We start from the raw sequence: 15649 nt of genomic DNA on the forward strand, positions 1-15649 counted from the left end.
CTGTCTCCTAACCCACGCGCTCGCGACGACCCAGGATGCCCTGGGGCCGGAACAAGAGGACAACAATCATGATGAACAGTGCTCCCACATACTTGAGGTCGGCGGCGAGGCCGAAAACGGTTGTCAGCTCTACGAAGATGCCGACGATGATGGACCCGATGAGGGCGCCGAAGACGGTGCCGAGGCCGCCCAGGGTCACGCCGGCGAAGATGAGTAGCAGGATCTGCGAACCCATGTCGAAGGTCACGCCAGGCCGGTAGTAGGCCCACAGGATTCCGCCGAGGGAGGCGAGCATGCCGCCGGTGACCCAGACGATCCGGATGACCGAGTCGACGTCGATGCCTGAGGCGGCCGCCAACGCCGGGTTGTCAGCCACCGCGCGGGTGGCCTTGCCCAGCCGGGTTTTCAAGAGGACGATTCCGATCAGGGCGATCACCACTGCACTGATGATGAGCGACCACAGGTTGTTGGGAGAGATCGATACCGGACCCAGTTGGATTTCGGCGCTCTGGGCAAAAGGCAGTTGCTGCGTGGCGCCGCCAAAGTAGAACTGGATGACGTACCGGACGGCAAGGGCGAGGCCGATGCTGACGATCATCATGGGCACGAGGCCCGTTCCGCGGCGGCGAAGCGGCTTCCACAGTCCGGCGTCCTGGACGTAGCCGAAGAGGCCGCCGCCGAGGAGCGAGAGGATCAACGCAAGCCAGAAGGGAAGGCCGATAGCGTTAAAGGCGAAGACCAGCACAGCGCCGAGGGTGACCATTTCCCCGTGGGCGAAGTTAGTCAGCCCCGTGGTTCCGAAGATCAGGGAAAGACCCACGGAAGCCAGCGCCAGCAGGAGGCCAAAGCTCAACCCCGCTACGAGCCGGTTGAGGAGGTTCTGGCCGAAGTCCTGCTGCTGGACCACGATCCCCTTACCGAAGGCAAAAATCACGGAGAGGTTCGAGGTCTGGCTGAACGCTACGCTGCGGGGGTTTTCCTGGCCGTCCGCGAGCTTGATGCCCTCTGGCAGGGTCGACTCGTCCAGTTCGATCTCATAAGTGCCTTGGACCGGGACCCCAATGCTCCAGGACCCGTTGGCCGCGGATGTGGCGGTCCCTTCGAAGTCCCCGCTCCTGGCGGTTATGGTCACGTCGGCGATGGGGGTTCGCGCGTCATCCCGTAGGAAGCCGCTGATGTTGTTCTGGAAGGTCGTAATCGACGGGGATGGTGTCGGAGACGGCGAAGTGGCTTGTGATGCCGGGGCGACGACGAGCAGTATCGCCACGACAGAGGCAAAGACGGCCCCTATCACTTTCAGCAATCCGCCCGGCCGTCTGTGCGGCGAGCCTTTGGGTGTACTTCTCAAAATGAAAATCCTCCACTTGGGTGGGGTGGCCAGGGATGCGCCATTGCAGCCACTGAAAACGTCACGGGACGGATGGTGGGGCTTTCTGCAGGTTGGGGCCTGATTGTGATATCCGTCACCGTGTGTGGTTTATGTTACAGCTCGTCAGAGGCAAATTTTAGGCTGGGGGGAGGCCGAAGGGTAGCGATCGCATAACAACTGCGTTACAGCCATGGCGCATTGGCAAAGTGTTCGCAAAGAAACTTCTGTTGATCAGCAGTATTCCTCAGGGGGCGGCCTGGCCTACGCGCGGCCCGGCGGCGCGTGCGACCGTCCACTCGGATGCATCACGGTTGCGTTTCGGCGCCATGGACCGGGAACTTATTGGGGCGTGAGCGCGTAGATATTGGTAGCGTGGTTCGTAAGTCACGACTCAAACCCTTTACTTGGAGGACACCAGCAATGGCACTTGGCGGAAACCCGATCTTCAACGGAAAGAATTTCCGTGGAGCAACGCAGGCACCGCGTGTCCCGCAGGCACCCTACGGACAGGCACAGTATGGCCAGCGGGCTCCCGGCCAGGTCATGGATCCCCAGAATGGTTGGGGCCAGCAACAGAACATGACCGATGAGCAGCTGCGCCAGATGTACAACCAGCCGGCCGCAGGTCCCGCGGACACCGGCCGGATGACGTACGACGACGTCATCGTCAAGACTGCTGCCTGCCTCGGAGTCCTGCTGGCCGGTGCCGCGGTGACCCTGTTCGTCAGCCTGGGGCTGGCCAGCATCCTGATGATCGTCGGTGCGCTGGGCGGCTTCGTCCTGGCACTGGTCAACACGTTCAAGAAGCAGCCTTCGCCCGCACTGATCCTGGCCTATGCCGGGCTCGAAGGCCTGTTCCTCGGCGGCCTCACCCGCGTGCTTGACCTGATGTACCCGGGAGTCGGCCTGCAGGCCGTCATCGGCACGCTGTCCGTGTTCACCGTGACGCTGCTCCTGTTCAAGAGCGGCAAAGTGCGCGCCTCTCCCAAGGCCATGAAGTTCTTCATGATCGCCCTGGTGGGTTACGGCCTGTTCTCCGTGGTCAACCTGGTCATGATGATGACGGGTATGACGACGGAACCCTTCGGCCTGCGCAGCGGCATCTTTGGTGTTGTCATCGGCATCCTGGCCATAGGCCTGGCCGCGTTCTCCCTGGTCATGGACTTCACCAGCATCGAAGCCGGCGTGCAGAGCGGTGCACCGCAGCGCTTCTCCTGGACCGCTGCCTTCGGCCTGACGGTCACCCTGGTCTGGCTGTACGTGGAGATCATCCGCGTCCTGGCCATCCTCCGTGGCGAGGACTGACAACAGAACCCGGCGTCCGCCGTCGTAATTCGCTCTCACAAGAAGAGGGCCCCACCGATGCATTTCGCATCCGGCGGGGCCCTCTTTGCGGTATCAGCGCTACGAAATGCGCATGGCTCCCGCTGCAGGGGTCACCGTGAAGATGTCAGGGGCCGTGTAGCCGGCTTCTTCGAACGCACGCACGACGGCGGCGCGCACCTGCTGCTCCGACGTCACCGGGGTGAGCGCGATGGCGGCCCCGCCGAAGCCACCGCCGGTCATCCGGGCGCCGATTGCGCCGTTGGCGCGGGAGGTGGCCACCGCAAGATCCAGTTCCGCGCAGGAGATTTCAAAGTCGTCCCGCATGGAAACGTGGCTGGCGTCCAGCAGCGGGCCTATGGAACCGGGGCCCGCACTGGCCAGCAGCTCCACGGTCTGCAGCACGCGGTTGTTTTCGGTCACGATATGGCGCACGCGCCGGTAGGTGACCTCGTCCAGGAGGCCGGCGGCTTCTTCCAGGTCCTCCATCCGGACGTCACGCAGTGCCTTGACGCCCAGGACCTCGGCGCCCAGTTCGCAGGACGCGCGGCGGGAGGCGTACCCGCCGTCCGCATGGGAGTGGGAGACGTTGGTATCGATCACCAGCATCACCAGCCCTGCAGGTTCTGTTTCGAAGGGAACCAGCTGAGCGCTCTGGTCGCGGCAGTCCAGGAAGACCGCGTGCCCCTTGGATCCGCGCAGCGACGCTGACTGGTCCATGATGCCCGTGGGGGCGCCGACAAAGTCGTTCTCGGCGCGCTGGGTGGCGAGGACCATCTCTTCGGGTTCAAGCCCCGCTCCCGTCAGGTCATTCAGGGCTGAGATGACCGCGCATTCGATGGCGTGCGATGAGGACAGGCCGGCGCCCAGGGGAACGTTTGAATCGAGCAGCAGGTCCACCCCCGGAACGCTGATGCCCTGCTGCTGCAACGCCCACATCACACCGAGCGGATACTTCGTCCAGCCCTTGGCGGAAGCCGCGTCCAAGGAGCCGAGGTCGGCGGTGACCATGCCGTGGTCACCATAAGTGGAGAGGAGCCTGACCGTGGAGTCCGGGCGGACTGCGACAGCCACCCGGGCGGTCTTGTCGATCGCGAACGGGAGCACAAAACCTTCGTTGTAGTCGGTGTGCTCGCCGATGAGGTTAACGCGCCCCGGTGCCTGCCAGACGCCGTCGGGCAGCCTGCCGAACTCCTGCCCAAAGCGGGCGGCCAGGTCCGCGGTGCCGGGCTGCGCTGTGTCCAGGTCCTCAGTGCCCGGTTCCGCCGGGTTGGTCAGTGCGGTCCGGGCAGTAAACGGGTCAGGGGAGGCGCTCACGCGTGTACTCCTTCAGGCAGGGCCCCCAGAGCAGCAGGGGCGGGGCTGGACTCGGGCACCACCACGGCACGGAGCCGTTCCGCCACGCTTTCCGGGGTGGTGTCATTGATAAAGGCGCCCATGGCGGCTTCGGAGCCGGCCAGGAACTTGAGCTTGTCCGCTGCCCGGCGGGGCGACGTCAGCTGGAGGTGCAGGTAGCTGGCGGGGCGCAGGAGGTCGTCAAGAGGGGCCTGGTGCCAGGCGGAAATGTAGGGCGTCGGCGTCGGATACAGGGCATCGAGCCGTTTGAGCAGGTCAAGGTAGACATGGGCCAGTTCATCCTTTTCCTCACCGCTCAAGGCGGCCAGGTCGGGTACCTGCCGGTGCGGCACCAGGTGGATTTCCAGCGGCCAGCGGGCAGCGAACGGCACGTAGGCGCTGAAATTCCCGCCCTCCATCACCATTCGGCTCCCGTCCTCGCGTTCCGCCCGCAGCAGCGAGCCCGTGAGCGTCTGCCGTCCGTCGGACCCATCATAGAACTTGCGTGCGGCCGCTCCGATGACGCCTGCCCGGGGCGTGACGTAGGGGTACGCATAGATCTGGCCGTGCGGGTGGTGGAGGGTGACGCCGATGTCGGCCCCGCGGTTTTCGAACGGGAACACCTGCTTGATCCCCGGCAGTTTGCTGAGGACTTCGGTGCGGTGCGCCCACGCTTCGACCACAGTCCGGGCGCGGGCCTCACCCAGGCCACTGAACGATCCCGTGTGCTCGGGCGTGAACGCCACTACTTCACAGCGTCCGTACGCGGGTCCGGTGGTGCCCCAGGCCGGAGTGGACGGCACTGGCCCCACGGCCGGGCCCAGCGACGGGAAGCGGTTTTCAAACACCACAACGTCATAGTCGGGTGCTGGGATCTCGGAGGGGTTGTTCGGTGTGGTGGGGCAGATGGGGCACTGGTCGGCAGGCGGGAGGTGGGTGCGGGACTGCCGGTGCGCCGCGACAGCCACCCACTCGTCGGTGAGGGCATCGAAGCGTACTTCGCCAGGCTCGCCGCGCTCGGGTAAAGGCCGGTGATCGGTAGTGGTGGCCGCCGTGCGTGGCTTGGCAGTGGCGCCGTCGTCGAAATAAATCAGCTCCCGGCCATCGGCGAGGGTGGTGGTGGTGATACCTGTCATGGCGGGGTCCTTTGCGTGCTGGTGCCGGAGATGCCGGGCGTCCGTTGCCTCGATCATCCCATATTTCGCTCAAAAAAGAATAGTTTCACACAAAAGAGAACATCTCGCGGTGATGGCAGGCAGTCCTTGCCCCCTGTTACGGTGGTGCTCATGACTTCGAGCGCAACCCCGGACGCGAGCATTCCCGCCGGATTCCAGACCTACGCCACCGGCCGGCAGTACGAACTCCGCAGGGGTGACGCGTTCGCAGTTGTGACTGAGCTGGCGGCCGGCCTGCGGCTCTACAGCCGCGCCGGTGTCCAGCTCACCGAGACCTATGGGGACGCCGAGATTTCCCCCGGCGCCGCCGGGATCACCCTCGCCCCCTGGGCAAACAGGGTGGAGGACGGGCTCTGGTACCTGGACGGCAAGAAGCAGCAACTGGACATTACGGAGGTTTCCCGGAACAACGCCAGTCATGGACTGCTCCGCAACTCCGCCTACAGCCTGGTTGATGAATCGCAATATTCGGTGACCCTCGAGGCGACGGTGTTCCCGCAGCATGGCTACCCCTTCCTGGTGCGCCACCGAGTCCAGTACCTTCTCGCTGAGGATCTTGGCCTGGAAGTCCGCCAGACGCTGATCAACGATTCCAACGCGCCAGCGCCGTTCGTCCTGGGCGCCCACCCATACCTGCGGCTGGGCGACGCGGACGTGGACCAGCTCACCCTGACCGTCGCCGCCGGCACCCGCCTGGTGGCGGACCGGCGCCTGATCCCGCGGAGCTCGGAGCCCGTCAGCGGGGACAGTGACTTCCGCAGCGGCCAAAGAGTGGGGGACCTTGAGATCGATGTAGCCCTCACTGACCTGACGTTCGACGGCGGTGCGGCCCGCCATGTGCTCAGCGCACCTGACGGCCGCAGTGTCACCTTGTGGCAGGACGAATCCTGCGGCTACGTCCACATCTTTGTGACAACTGAGCTGCCCGGCAGGCCCAGGGCGGTGGCCATCGAACCCATGACCGGTCCGGCCAACGCCTTCAACTCGGGTGACGGGCTGCGGTGGCTTTCGGCCGGGGAAACGTTCACGATGGCCTGGGGGATCGATGCTGTCCTGGGCGGGGCCGGGTAGCCGTTTCGCATAAGGGGCGGTGCTGAGGAAGTATTAGGCTATGACGCCAGCCGAGGACGCCACCCCATCCGATTCAAAGCCCACAGGCACGGCGCCGGACACGGTCCGGCCGGTGGAACCCGTCCGTCCGGCCCGGGTGCAGGCGGACCGGGAGCTTGAGCAGGACATTCCCTACGGTATCCGGATCGCAGCGTCGTGGGCCTGGCGGCTCGGTCTCATCCTTCTGGTGGCCAGCGCCCTGATTTGGCTGCTCAGCCGGATCAGCTTCCTGATTATTCCCGTTATGGTGGCGGCGCTGCTGGCCGGGCTGCTGAGCCCGGTAGTGCGCTGGCTGCGGAGCAGGCGCCTGCCAAATGGCGCCGCGGTGGCCATCACGGTGCTGGGGTTCATCGGTGTGATTGCTGGCGCCCTTGCCCTGGTGGGACGCCAGCTGGCTTCAGGTTTCGGCGAATTGTGGTCCCAGGCGCTGACCGGCGTGAAGCAGGTCCAGGACTGGCTGGCCGAAGGACCCCTGCACCTCACCGCCGACCAGATCGACCAGTACCTCAAGGAGGCATCCGCCGCACTCCAGAACAACAGCAGCAGCATCCTCAGCGGTGCGTTGTCCTTCGGCAGTACCGCTGGCCACTTCGCCGCGGGAATGGTGCTGGCCCTGTTCATCCTGATCTTCTTCCTGCTCGAAGGCGACAGGATCTGGGCCTTCCTGGTCCGACTCCTCCCGAAGAAAGCGCGGGCGGCAACGTTCGGTGCCGGACGCAAGGGCTGGACTTCGATGGTCAGCTACGCACGGATCCAGATGTTTGTTGCGTTTGTTGACGCGGTAGGCATCGGCGCCGGCGCGGCCATCATCGGGGTGCCGCTGGCCCTGCCCCTGAGCGTGCTGGTGTTCATCGGTTCCTTTATCCCGGTGGTCGGTGCCCTGGTGACCGGGGCCATCGCCGTACTCCTGGCCCTGGTGGCCAACGGGCCGGTCAACGCCCTGATCATGCTGGCTATCGTCCTGCTGGTCCAGCAGCTGGAGAGCCACATCCTGCAACCCCTCGTGATGGGCAAGGCCGTGGCCCTGCACCCGGTGGCGGTCATCCTCTCTGTGGCGGCGGGTTCGTACCTTGCGGGCATCCCCGGCGCGCTGTTCTCAGTCCCCATCCTCGCCGTAGCAAACTCCGCAATTCGCTACATCGCGGCCAGAACGTGGGAACATGAACAGGTGCTGGCAACCCCCGGAGGGCCGGTGACGCCAGGCCCGGACCATGATGACTCCATCAGGGACGTCCGGTTGCCGGGCTTCAAGCCCAAGCGCGGCAAGGACGCCGCAGCCAGCACAGAAGCCGCCAATCCGGACGCCCAGGCCTGAAACATGAGTCAGGGCGCCGGAGCCGTATCCACCCAAGGAGAATAAGTCCGTGAACACCCTTGAAACCCTTCCCGTCACGCTGGACGATGTCCTGGAGGCGCAGAAGCTGCTCGAGGGGATTATTATGCGGACCCCTGTGGAATCGTCACGGGCCCTGGGCGGGATGGTTGGCGGCGACGTCTTCTTCAAGTGCGAAAACCTGCAGCGGGCCGGATCGTTCAAGGTCCGCGGTGCCTATGTCCGCATGGCCAAGCTCTCGGCTGAGGATAAAAAACGCGGTGTTGTGGCCGCGTCAGCCGGAAACCACGCACAGGGCGTGGCCGTAGCCGCCAAAAGCCTGGGCATCAAGGCCCGCATCTACATGCCGCTGGGCGTAGCCCTCCCGAAACTGGCGGCCACGCGCAGCCACGGTGCGGAGGTGATCCTCCACGGCCACAACGTGGATGAGGCCCTCGCCGAGGCGCAGCGCTACGCCGATGAGTCCGGCATGGTCTTTGTGCACCCTTTCGACAATGTTGATGTGGTGTCCGGCCAAGGAACCATCGGCCTGGAGATTCTCGAGCAGATCCCCAATGTGGACACCATCCTGATGGGTGTGGGCGGCGGCGGGTTGCTGGCCGGAGTGGCTGTAGCCGTCAAAGCCCGGGCCAGGGAACTTGGCCGGGAAATCCGCATCATCGGTGTCCAGGCCGAAAACGCCGCGGCCTATCCGCCGTCCCTCGCCGCCGACGCCCTGGTTCCGCTGAAGAAGGTGTCCACCATGGCTGACGGCATCGCCGTGGGCCGGCCCGGACAGCTGCCCTTCAGTATCATCCGCGAGCTGGTGGATGATGTTGTCACCGTCAGCGAGGATTCCCTGGCGCGGGCTCTGATCTTCCTGCTGGAGCGGGCCAAGATGGTGGTGGAACCCGCCGGGGCGGTCGGAGTTGCGGCCTTGATGGACGGCAAAATCGAAAACCCCGGGACCACGGCCGTGATCCTGTCCGGCGGCAACATCGATCCGATGCTGATGCTTAAAGTCATCCAGCGGGGCCTGTCCGCCGCCGGGCGCTACATGACAGTCCGGATGATGCTGGATGACCGGCCGGGCTCGCTGGCCACCATCGCCCGCATCATCGCCGAAAACGATGCGAACGTCACGGGCCTGGATCACACGCGTGTTGGCGGCTCCATCAGCATGGGCGACGTTTCCATCACCGTGAACCTCGAAACCAAGGGCCACGAACATTGTGAGCAGGTCCTCGGCGCCCTCCGTGCCGAGGGTTTCCAGCCTATTGTGGTGCATTAGGAGCAGCCATGCTTGACGCGATGGGGGACGGAAAGCCGCGGAACCGGGAAACCACAGCCTCGCGGGCGAAGGGTGGACTGTTGGTGGCCGGCGGCTTTGTGGCCGTGCTCTTTGTGATCGAACTGTTCAACATGCTGACCCTGCATGCCCTGAACCGGACTTTCGGGCTCCGGCCCCGGTCCGCGGACGGGCTTCTGGACATCCTGACGTTCCCGCTGCTGCACGCCAATCTGAACCACCTGCTGTCCAATGCCCTGCCCCTGATCGTCTTCGGCTTCCTGGTGTTCCTCTCCGGCGTGAGGGTGTTCCTGGCGGCCCTCGGGTTCAGCTGGCTGGGCTCCGGACTGACAGTGTGGCTGATTGGCGACGGCGGCATCACCGTTGGCGCCTCCGGCCTGGTTTTCGGATTGTTCGCCTTCCTCCTGGTGCGGGGTTTCTTCAACCACAGCTGGCGCCAGATCCTGCTCGCCGTGGTGCTGTTTATGGTCTACGGGGGCATCCTGCTGGGGGTGCTGCCCATCATGGGCAGCTTCATCTCCTGGCAGGCGCACCTCGGCGGCGCGGCAGGCGGAGTTGTCGCTGCCCTGTTGCTGCGCCCCAAGCACGCAAGAACGCCGGCCCCCTGACGGGGACCGGCGTTGGCCAGGCTTGGTTGGCCTGAGACGATCAGTGTGAAGCGTCAGCCTGCGTAAGGCTTGGCGGAGAGGATCTCCACCGTGATGTCCTTGCCGTTCGGAGCCGTGTAGCTGAGCTTCGCGCCCTCTTTGTGGCCGACGATTGCGGCGCCGAGGGGTGACTTCTCACTGAACACGTCCAGGTCTGAATCGCCGGCGATTTCGCGGGACCCCAGCAGGAATGTCTCTTCGTCGCCTGCGATTCGGGCAACAACGAGCATGCCGGGCTCCACAATGCCGTCGTCAGCGGGGGACTCGCCCACGTGGGCATCGCGCAGAAGGGCCGTCAGCTGGCGGATCCGGGCTTCGATCTTGCCCTGCTCTTCTTTGGCTGCATGGTAGCCGCCGTTTTCCTTTAGGTCGCCCTCTTGCCGGGCAGCTTCAATCTTCTGGACGATCTCCGCACGGCCAGGGCCGGAAAGGTGGTCCAGCTCTGCCTTCAGGCGGTCAAAAGCTTCCTGGGTGAGCCAGGCTGCAGGCGCGCTGTTGGTGGTAGACACGGACTTCTCCTAATGGTCGTACATGCAAAAGACCCCGCAACGGTGGCCACTTATGGAACTCAGCAACCAGCTCAGCGGGGTAAAGGTATTGACCCATTGTAGTCAAAACTCTGGACATACCCAACCCGGGATGGGGCATAGATCACACGGCGCTACGTCCCGGCACTCGGAATCCAGCAGTCGTCCACCACGCCGGAAACTGACAGGGACTCCGTCCGGAGTGTCACGCGCTGCGAAACTGTCCTGCCGCCGTCGGCCGTTCCGTCAGCTTTCCCGGGCGGGATGTCCACTACTTTCCAGCCCACCACGGCGAACTTGGAGTCGAGGGCCTTGACGGCGCACTTGACGGCCGTCCCTGGTTCCCTGGTGACCTGGAAATCGACCTCGGTCGCCGTGGCATCGATGGTGCTGAAACCGATGTCCTTGAACGTCACGTCAGAGCCGGCTGAGGACGTGGAGACCCAGGCCATAAACCCCACTCCGGCCGCCAGCGCCGCTACGGCAATGCCACGTTTGAACGCACGCGGGAGGGGCTGCTTTTTACTGCCATAACGATTGGCTAGGCTAGTGTCTGCAGGCGGGGACGCGGCGGGCTGATCCTGGGTAGTCACCAGTCCAGTTTAGTTCGGTTCCAGGCCGTGGCCGTCCGGGCCGGATCAGCACCCCCGGCACAGCTGTCCCGTCCGTCCAGTCATGCAGTCCTCAGTCCAATGGCCGTCACAGCAGCCGCAGAAGAATAAGGAGCCGTCCTCGATGACAGCGTCCACCAATACCCCGGCAACGCTGAGGCTGCTAGCCGTGCACGCGCACCCGGACGACGAGTCAAGCAAGGGTGCCGCGACCATGGCCATGTACGCCGCCGCCGGAGTGGAAGTTATGGTGGCCACCTGCACCGACGGATCCCGCGGAGACATCCAGAACCCTGCCATGGAAGGCGAGCCGCATCCCAAGCGGGACATGGCCGGGGCGCGCCGGCTGGAAATGGACCAGGCGGCCAAGGTACTGGGCATCCAGCAGCGCTGGTTGGGATTCACGGACTCCGGGCTGCCCGAGGGCGATCCGCTGCCGCCGCTGCCGGCCGGATCCTTCGCCGTCCAGCCGCTGGAGCGCGCCGCGGCGCCGTTGGTGCGCCTGGTCCGGGACTTCAAGCCGCAGGTGATCGTCAGCTATGACGAAAACGGGGGATACCCGCACCCGGACCACATCATGGCGCACCGGGTGGCAGTGGAGGCATTTGCGGCTGCGGGTGACCCCAGCCGGTATCCTGACGCCGGAGCGGCCTGGGAACCCAGCAAGCTCTATTACGACAGGGCCTTCAGCCCGGACCGGTTCCGCGCACTGCATTTTGCCCTGGAGGAAGCAGGCCTCCAGTCCCCGTACGCCCAGCGGCTGGCCGCCTGGCTGGAAACGGACGCGGAAGGCCACACCCCGCCGCAGGGTGCCCATGCCACCACGACGCAGATCGACTGCGGGGACTTTTTTGAGGCCCGCGACGACGCCCTCCGCGCGCACCGGACGCAGGTTGATCCGCTGGGGTTCTTCTTTGCCGTTTCGGCCGAGATGCAGCGCCGCGTGTGGCCGTGGGAAGACTACTCCCTGATCGAGTCCAGGGTCCCCGCGGAATTGCCCGAAAAGGACCTTTTCGCCGGGCTAAGATAGAGCGGCAGCATATTCTATGCCGTGTAGAAAAGCAGTGGGCTGGTCCGGATCCCGCGGACCCGCCTCCGGAATCCCCGGCCGGCTGCCCATCAGTTTCCACAGAAGGTTTGAACCGTGCACCACTTGCTCCTCGCCCTGACCACCACACCCTCACCGCTGCCGACGCCCGGCCTGCGTGAGGGCATCTCCGAGGACCAGATCACCCCGGGCCTGTGGGGCTTCATCATGACGGCTTTCTTTGTGCTGGCCACCACGCTGCTGATTGTGGACATGGTCCGCCGCATCCGCCGCGTCCGCTACCGGGCGCAGGTTGAAGAGGAACGCCAGGCAGCGGCCGCGGCAGCGGACATTGAAGCTGCGGACGGCCACGACGGCCGCGGTGTTGCCGGCGACACGGATGCGACCGGCGACAAGCCAGGCCTCGAAGACAACGGTCACGGCCAGGCCGCCGACCGGCCCCGACCCCGCGACTGAAGCGGGCCGGACCTACGCGTTCCTGCCGGCCTCAACAGTTCAGCTGAGGACTGCGATGGCGATCGCCGTGAAATGTGCTGCGAAGGCCAGGACCGTCAGGGCATGGAAGAGTTCGTGGAAGCCAAAGTGTTCGTAGCTGAAGTTGGGTTTCTTCAGCGCGTAGAACACGGCGCCGGTGATGTACAGAACGCCGCCCACACAGATGAGGACGGCGGCGGGGACGCTGGCCGCGAAGAACTCAGGCAGGTAGAACAGCGACCCGCAGCCCAGTGCGATGTAGATGGGCACGTATAGCCAGCGCGGCGCGTCCGTCCACAGCAGCCGGAACAGCACGCCCAGAATGGCCCCGGACCAGATGACCCAGAGCAGCAGGACCGCCTTGGGCTGTTCCAGCAGCGACCAGGCCAGGGGAGTATAGCTGCCGGCGATGACCAGCATGATGTTGGTGTGGTCCAGGCGCTTGAGGACAATCTTCACGCCCGGAGACCAGTTGCCGCGGTGGTAGATGGCACTGATGCCAAAAAGCAGGACGCCGGTGGCAGCGTAGATGGCCGAGGTGATCTTGCGGTCCGTAGTGGGGGCGAGGACCACGAGGACGAGTCCCGCCGCCAGGGCCAGCGGAGCCGTGACGGTGTGGATCCAGCCGCGCCACTTGGGCTTGATCATCAGGAGCTCGGCCAGCCGGACGGCGGCGTCGTTCAAGGGGCTGTGGCCGTGGTCCGCCGAGGGCGCGCGGGGGCCGTCAGGAGTCTGGCTGTTCATGGCTTCAGAATATCCTCTCTTTGGATAAGTTACTCATGGGTAACAATCATGGCAGGTCATCCGGGAACGTCCCGTCACGCCGGTCCCGGTCCCGGACGGTAGCCTAGGATGTGCAATGCCGTCGAACAGCAACGGAAGTCAGGTGAGTCTCCTCGTGGAATTGCGCGGGTTCCTTTATGGCTTCTACGAGAGGCGGCTGCTCAGCGAGTTGGCCGGCGGCCGCATTCCCAATCACATCGGCGTGATGGTGGATGGCAACCGCCGCTGGGCCAAACAGTTCAACGCACCCACCAGCCAGGGCCACCAGGCCGGCGCGGACAAGATCCATGAATTCCTCGGATGGTGCCAGGAGCTTGGTGTCAAGGTGGTCACGCTCTACATGCTGTCCACGGACAACATGAGCCGGTCCAGCGAGGAGCTGGACCTTCTGATGGGGATCATTGCCAACACGCTGGACCGCCTGGACGATGACGCCAACATCTCGGTCAACGCCATGGGCGCCCCCGAGCTCTTGCCCGACTACCTGGCGGAACGGCTCAACAAGCTCACTGCCCGCACTCCGGTACGCGAAAAGATCCATGTCAACGTTGCGGTGGGCTACGGCGGACGCCGCGAAATCGTTGACGCCGTGCGGGAGCTGCTTCACGACGCCGTCGCCAAGGGCTCTGACATTTCGGCGCTCGCTGACACCCTGTCCGTGGACGATATTTCCCGTTTCCTCTACACGCGCGGCCAGCCGGATCCGGACCTGGTGATCAGAACCTCCGGGGAGCAGCGGCTGTCCGGGTTCCTGATGTGGCAGAGCGCGTACAGCGAGTTCTACTTCTGCGAGGCCTTGTGGCCCGCCTTCCGAAAAGTGGACTTCCTCCGCGCCCTTCGGGACTACGCCGGCAGGCAGCGGCGCTTCGGGACCTGAGCCTCATCACGGGTCCGCCCCCGTTCATCCGGAATTCACAAACCGGCAACAGGAATCGCCGACGGATGGCACCGGAAATTACTGGGCAGGGAATTACGTTATATCCATCAGCAGGCAAAAACGCCGGCTGATCGGGGAGGCCAGTACATGGAGCGAATTTCGCACCGGTTGTATGGGAGGCCGGACCCGGCCTCCAGGCCGAGCCGCCTCACCAATAACAATTCCGGGCGTGCCCGGGGCTGGAGTCGATGTGGCTAATTCTGAACAACTGCCCGAAGCCGTTTTTGACCAGGGACAGAAAGCTACCTCTCGCGCCACGCGAGCCACCTCACAAGCCGGTGCAGCAGACGAAACATCTGCGGCCGGTTTTGCTGTCTCCGGAAGGGACGCCACCATTAGCACGTTTGTCATTGACACCTCCGTCCTGCTCTCGGATCCACGGGCGCTGCTGCGCTTCGCCGAGCACGAAGTCATTGTTCCGATCGTTGTCATCACGGAACTTGAGGGGAAACGGCACGACCCCGAACTGGGCTACTTTGCCCGCAAGGCGCTCCGGCTGCTCGATGATCTCCGGGTAAAACACGGTGGCTTGAGTAAACCCATCCCCATCGGAAACGAGGGCGGCACCCTCCTGGTGGAGCTGAACCACATTTCCGCTGACGTGCTCCCCTTGGGTTTCCGCAGCGGCGACAACGACAGCCGCATCCTGGCCGTGGCCAAGAACCTGGCCAATGAAGGCCGGAACGTCACCGTGGTGTCGAAGGATCTCCCCATGCGGGTCAAGGCCTCCGCCATGGGACTTACTGCCGACGAATACCGCAACGAGCTCGTGAAGGATTCGGGCTGGACCGGCGTCGCGGAGGTGGAAGCCAGCGAGGAGGAAATTTCCACCCTGTACGGCCACGAGCCGGTCTTCATTCCCGCGGCCGCGGAAATGCCGGTCAACACCGGGCTGGTGATCCTCTCCAACCGGGGCTCAGCCCTGGGCCGGGTGGGCGCTGACAAGCAGGTGCGGCTGGTCAAGGGGGACCGGGACGTATTCGGGCTCCACGGTCGATCGGCGGAACAGCGGCTCGCCATCGACATGCTGATGGACCCCGCCGTCGGAATCGTTTCGGTTGGCGGACGGGCCGGCACCGGCAAATCCGCGCTGGCCCTGTGTGCCGGCCTGGAAGCGGTGCTGGAACGCCGCGAGCACCGCAAGGTGATCGTGTTCCGCCCGCTCTACGCCGTGGGTGGCCAGGAACTGGGCTACCTGCCCGGCTCCGAGTCGGAAAAGATGAACCCCTGGGCCCAGGCGGTCTTTGACACACTCGGCGCCCTGGTCAGCCAGGAAGTCGTGGAGGAAGTCATGGACCGCGGCATGCTCGAGGTCATGCCGCTGACCCACATCCGCGGCCGTTCCCTGCACGACGCCTTCGTGATCGTCGACGAGGCCCAGTCACTCGAGAAAAACGTCCTCCTCACCGTGATGAGCCGCATCGGCCAGAACTCCAAGATCGTCCTCACCCACGACGTCGCCCAGCGTGACAACCTCCGCGTAGGCCGGCACGACGGAATCGCTGCCGTCGTTGAAACCCTGAAAGGACACCCCCTCTTCGGCCACATCACCCTGACCCGCTCCGAAAGGTCACCCATCGCAGCCCTGGTAACAGAGCTCCTCGAAGGCGCCGAGATATAGGCCGATGGGGTGTGTGCGCCGGTCACCCTTCCTCGGCGTGCTGGCTCCTTCGTCGCCTCTGACGCACG

Annotated in this window: 15 protein-coding genes; 9 read left to right on the top strand and 6 right to left on the bottom strand. The window is 64.7% G+C overall.

Annotation, left to right across the window (positions count from 1 at the left end; genetic code table 11):
* Nucleotides 1–7: 7 nt before the first annotated feature.
* Nucleotides 8–1348, bottom strand: a complete 1341-nt coding sequence (locus CXR02_RS04925; RefSeq protein WP_258060795.1) for a branched-chain amino acid ABC transporter permease — start codon at nucleotides 1346–1348, stop codon at nucleotides 8–10.
* Nucleotides 1349–1789: 441 nt separating this feature from the next.
* Between CXR02_RS04925 and CXR02_RS04930 the strand changes: the two genes are divergently transcribed.
* On the top strand, nucleotides 1790–2674 hold the full coding sequence (locus CXR02_RS04930) for a Bax inhibitor-1/YccA family protein (RefSeq protein WP_104060982.1): 885 nt from the start codon (nucleotides 1790–1792) through the stop codon (nucleotides 2672–2674).
* A 99-nt stretch (nucleotides 2675–2773) separates the two neighbouring features.
* Here the strand turns inward: CXR02_RS04930 and galK are convergent, their stop codons facing one another.
* Nucleotides 2774–3907, bottom strand: coding sequence for a galactokinase (gene galK, locus CXR02_RS04935; protein WP_258060821.1), 1134 nt, complete (start codon nucleotides 3905–3907; stop codon nucleotides 2774–2776).
* A gap of 98 nt (nucleotides 3908–4005) precedes the next feature.
* Nucleotides 4006–5163 carry a galactose-1-phosphate uridylyltransferase gene (galT, locus tag CXR02_RS04940; protein ID WP_104061087.1) on the bottom strand — a complete coding sequence of 386 codons (1158 nt, stop codon included), beginning with the start codon at nucleotides 5161–5163 and terminating at the stop codon, nucleotides 4006–4008.
* Nucleotides 5164–5313: 150 nt separating this feature from the next.
* On the opposite strand from galT, the gene CXR02_RS04945 reads away from it, so the two are divergent.
* Genes CXR02_RS04945 through CXR02_RS04960 form a run of 4 tightly spaced genes read left to right on the top strand, consistent with a single transcriptional unit; the run spans nucleotide 5314 to nucleotide 9541 of the window.
* Complete coding sequence (locus CXR02_RS04945) at nucleotides 5314–6273, top strand: aldose 1-epimerase family protein (protein WP_104060983.1); 960 nt, start codon at nucleotides 5314–5316, stop codon at nucleotides 6271–6273.
* Nucleotides 6274–6313: 40 nt separating this feature from the next.
* Nucleotides 6314–7627, top strand: coding sequence for an AI-2E family transporter (locus CXR02_RS04950; protein ID WP_104060984.1), 1314 nt, complete (start codon nucleotides 6314–6316; stop codon nucleotides 7625–7627).
* 49 nt (nucleotides 7628–7676) lie between these two features.
* Entirely contained in the window at nucleotides 7677–8915 is a 1239-nt protein-coding gene (gene ilvA / locus CXR02_RS04955) for a threonine ammonia-lyase (RefSeq protein ID WP_104060985.1), read from the top strand.
* An 8-nt stretch (nucleotides 8916–8923) separates the two neighbouring features.
* Entirely contained in the window at nucleotides 8924–9541 is a 618-nt protein-coding gene (locus CXR02_RS04960) for a rhomboid family intramembrane serine protease (protein ID WP_104060986.1), read from the top strand.
* 53 nt (nucleotides 9542–9594) lie between these two features.
* On the opposite strand, the gene greA is transcribed toward CXR02_RS04960, so the two are convergent.
* Together greA and CXR02_RS04970 are read right to left on the bottom strand one after the other, a co-directional pair.
* Nucleotides 9595–10089, bottom strand: a complete 495-nt coding sequence (gene greA / locus CXR02_RS04965; protein WP_056343498.1) for a transcription elongation factor GreA — start codon at nucleotides 10087–10089, stop codon at nucleotides 9595–9597.
* A 152-nt stretch (nucleotides 10090–10241) separates the two neighbouring features.
* Entirely contained in the window at nucleotides 10242–10700 is a 459-nt protein-coding gene (locus CXR02_RS04970) for a DUF4307 domain-containing protein (RefSeq protein WP_104060987.1), read from the bottom strand.
* A 142-nt stretch (nucleotides 10701–10842) separates the two neighbouring features.
* Here CXR02_RS04970 and mca point away from each other — a divergent pair, with 142 nt between their 5' ends.
* Together mca and CXR02_RS04980 are read left to right on the top strand one after the other, a co-directional pair.
* Nucleotides 10843–11748, top strand: a complete 906-nt coding sequence (gene mca / locus CXR02_RS04975) for a mycothiol conjugate amidase Mca (protein ID WP_104060988.1) — start codon at nucleotides 10843–10845, stop codon at nucleotides 11746–11748.
* A 114-nt stretch (nucleotides 11749–11862) separates the two neighbouring features.
* The gene (locus CXR02_RS04980; RefSeq protein WP_104060989.1) at nucleotides 11863–12222 is read left to right on the top strand and encodes a hypothetical protein; all 360 of its coding nucleotides are present in this window, start codon (nucleotides 11863–11865) and stop codon (nucleotides 12220–12222) included.
* 39 nt (nucleotides 12223–12261) lie between these two features.
* Here CXR02_RS04980 and CXR02_RS04985 read toward each other — a convergent pair whose 3' ends face one another.
* Nucleotides 12262–12903, bottom strand: a complete 642-nt coding sequence (locus tag CXR02_RS04985) for a hemolysin III family protein (protein ID WP_058932738.1) — start codon at nucleotides 12901–12903, stop codon at nucleotides 12262–12264.
* Nucleotides 12904–13138: 235 nt separating this feature from the next.
* Here CXR02_RS04985 and CXR02_RS04990 point away from each other — a divergent pair, with 235 nt between their 5' ends.
* Together CXR02_RS04990 and CXR02_RS04995 are read left to right on the top strand one after the other, a co-directional pair.
* Entirely contained in the window at nucleotides 13139–13900 is a 762-nt protein-coding gene (locus CXR02_RS04990; RefSeq protein WP_058932737.1) for an isoprenyl transferase, read from the top strand.
* A gap of 250 nt (nucleotides 13901–14150) precedes the next feature.
* Nucleotides 14151–15581: a PhoH family protein gene (locus CXR02_RS04995; protein ID WP_104060990.1), complete on the top strand. Its 1431-nt coding sequence runs from the start codon at nucleotides 14151–14153 to the stop codon at nucleotides 15579–15581.
* Nucleotides 15582–15649 lie beyond the last annotated feature (68 nt).

This window comes from Arthrobacter sp. 4R501 (assembly GCF_002929755.1).
Classification (GTDB): domain Bacteria; phylum Actinomycetota; class Actinomycetes; order Actinomycetales; family Micrococcaceae; genus Arthrobacter.

Bases quoted from the DNA above. Each gene is read 5' to 3' on its own strand.
- galT (WP_104061087.1), bottom strand. From the start codon at position 5,163: ATGACAGGTATCACCACCACCACCCTCGCCGATGGCCGGGAGCTGATT.
- CXR02_RS04930 (WP_104060982.1), top strand. From the start codon at position 1,790: ATGGCACTTGGCGGAAACCCGATCTTCAACGGAAAGAATTTCCGTGGA.
- mca (WP_104060988.1), top strand. From the start codon at position 10,843: ATGACAGCGTCCACCAATACCCCGGCAACGCTGAGGCTGCTAGCCGTG.
- CXR02_RS04960 (WP_104060986.1), top strand. From the start codon at position 8,924: ATGCTTGACGCGATGGGGGACGGAAAGCCGCGGAACCGGGAAACCACA.
- CXR02_RS04945 (WP_104060983.1), top strand. From the start codon at position 5,314: ATGACTTCGAGCGCAACCCCGGACGCGAGCATTCCCGCCGGATTCCAG.
- CXR02_RS04950 (WP_104060984.1), top strand. From the start codon at position 6,314: ATGACGCCAGCCGAGGACGCCACCCCATCCGATTCAAAGCCCACAGGC.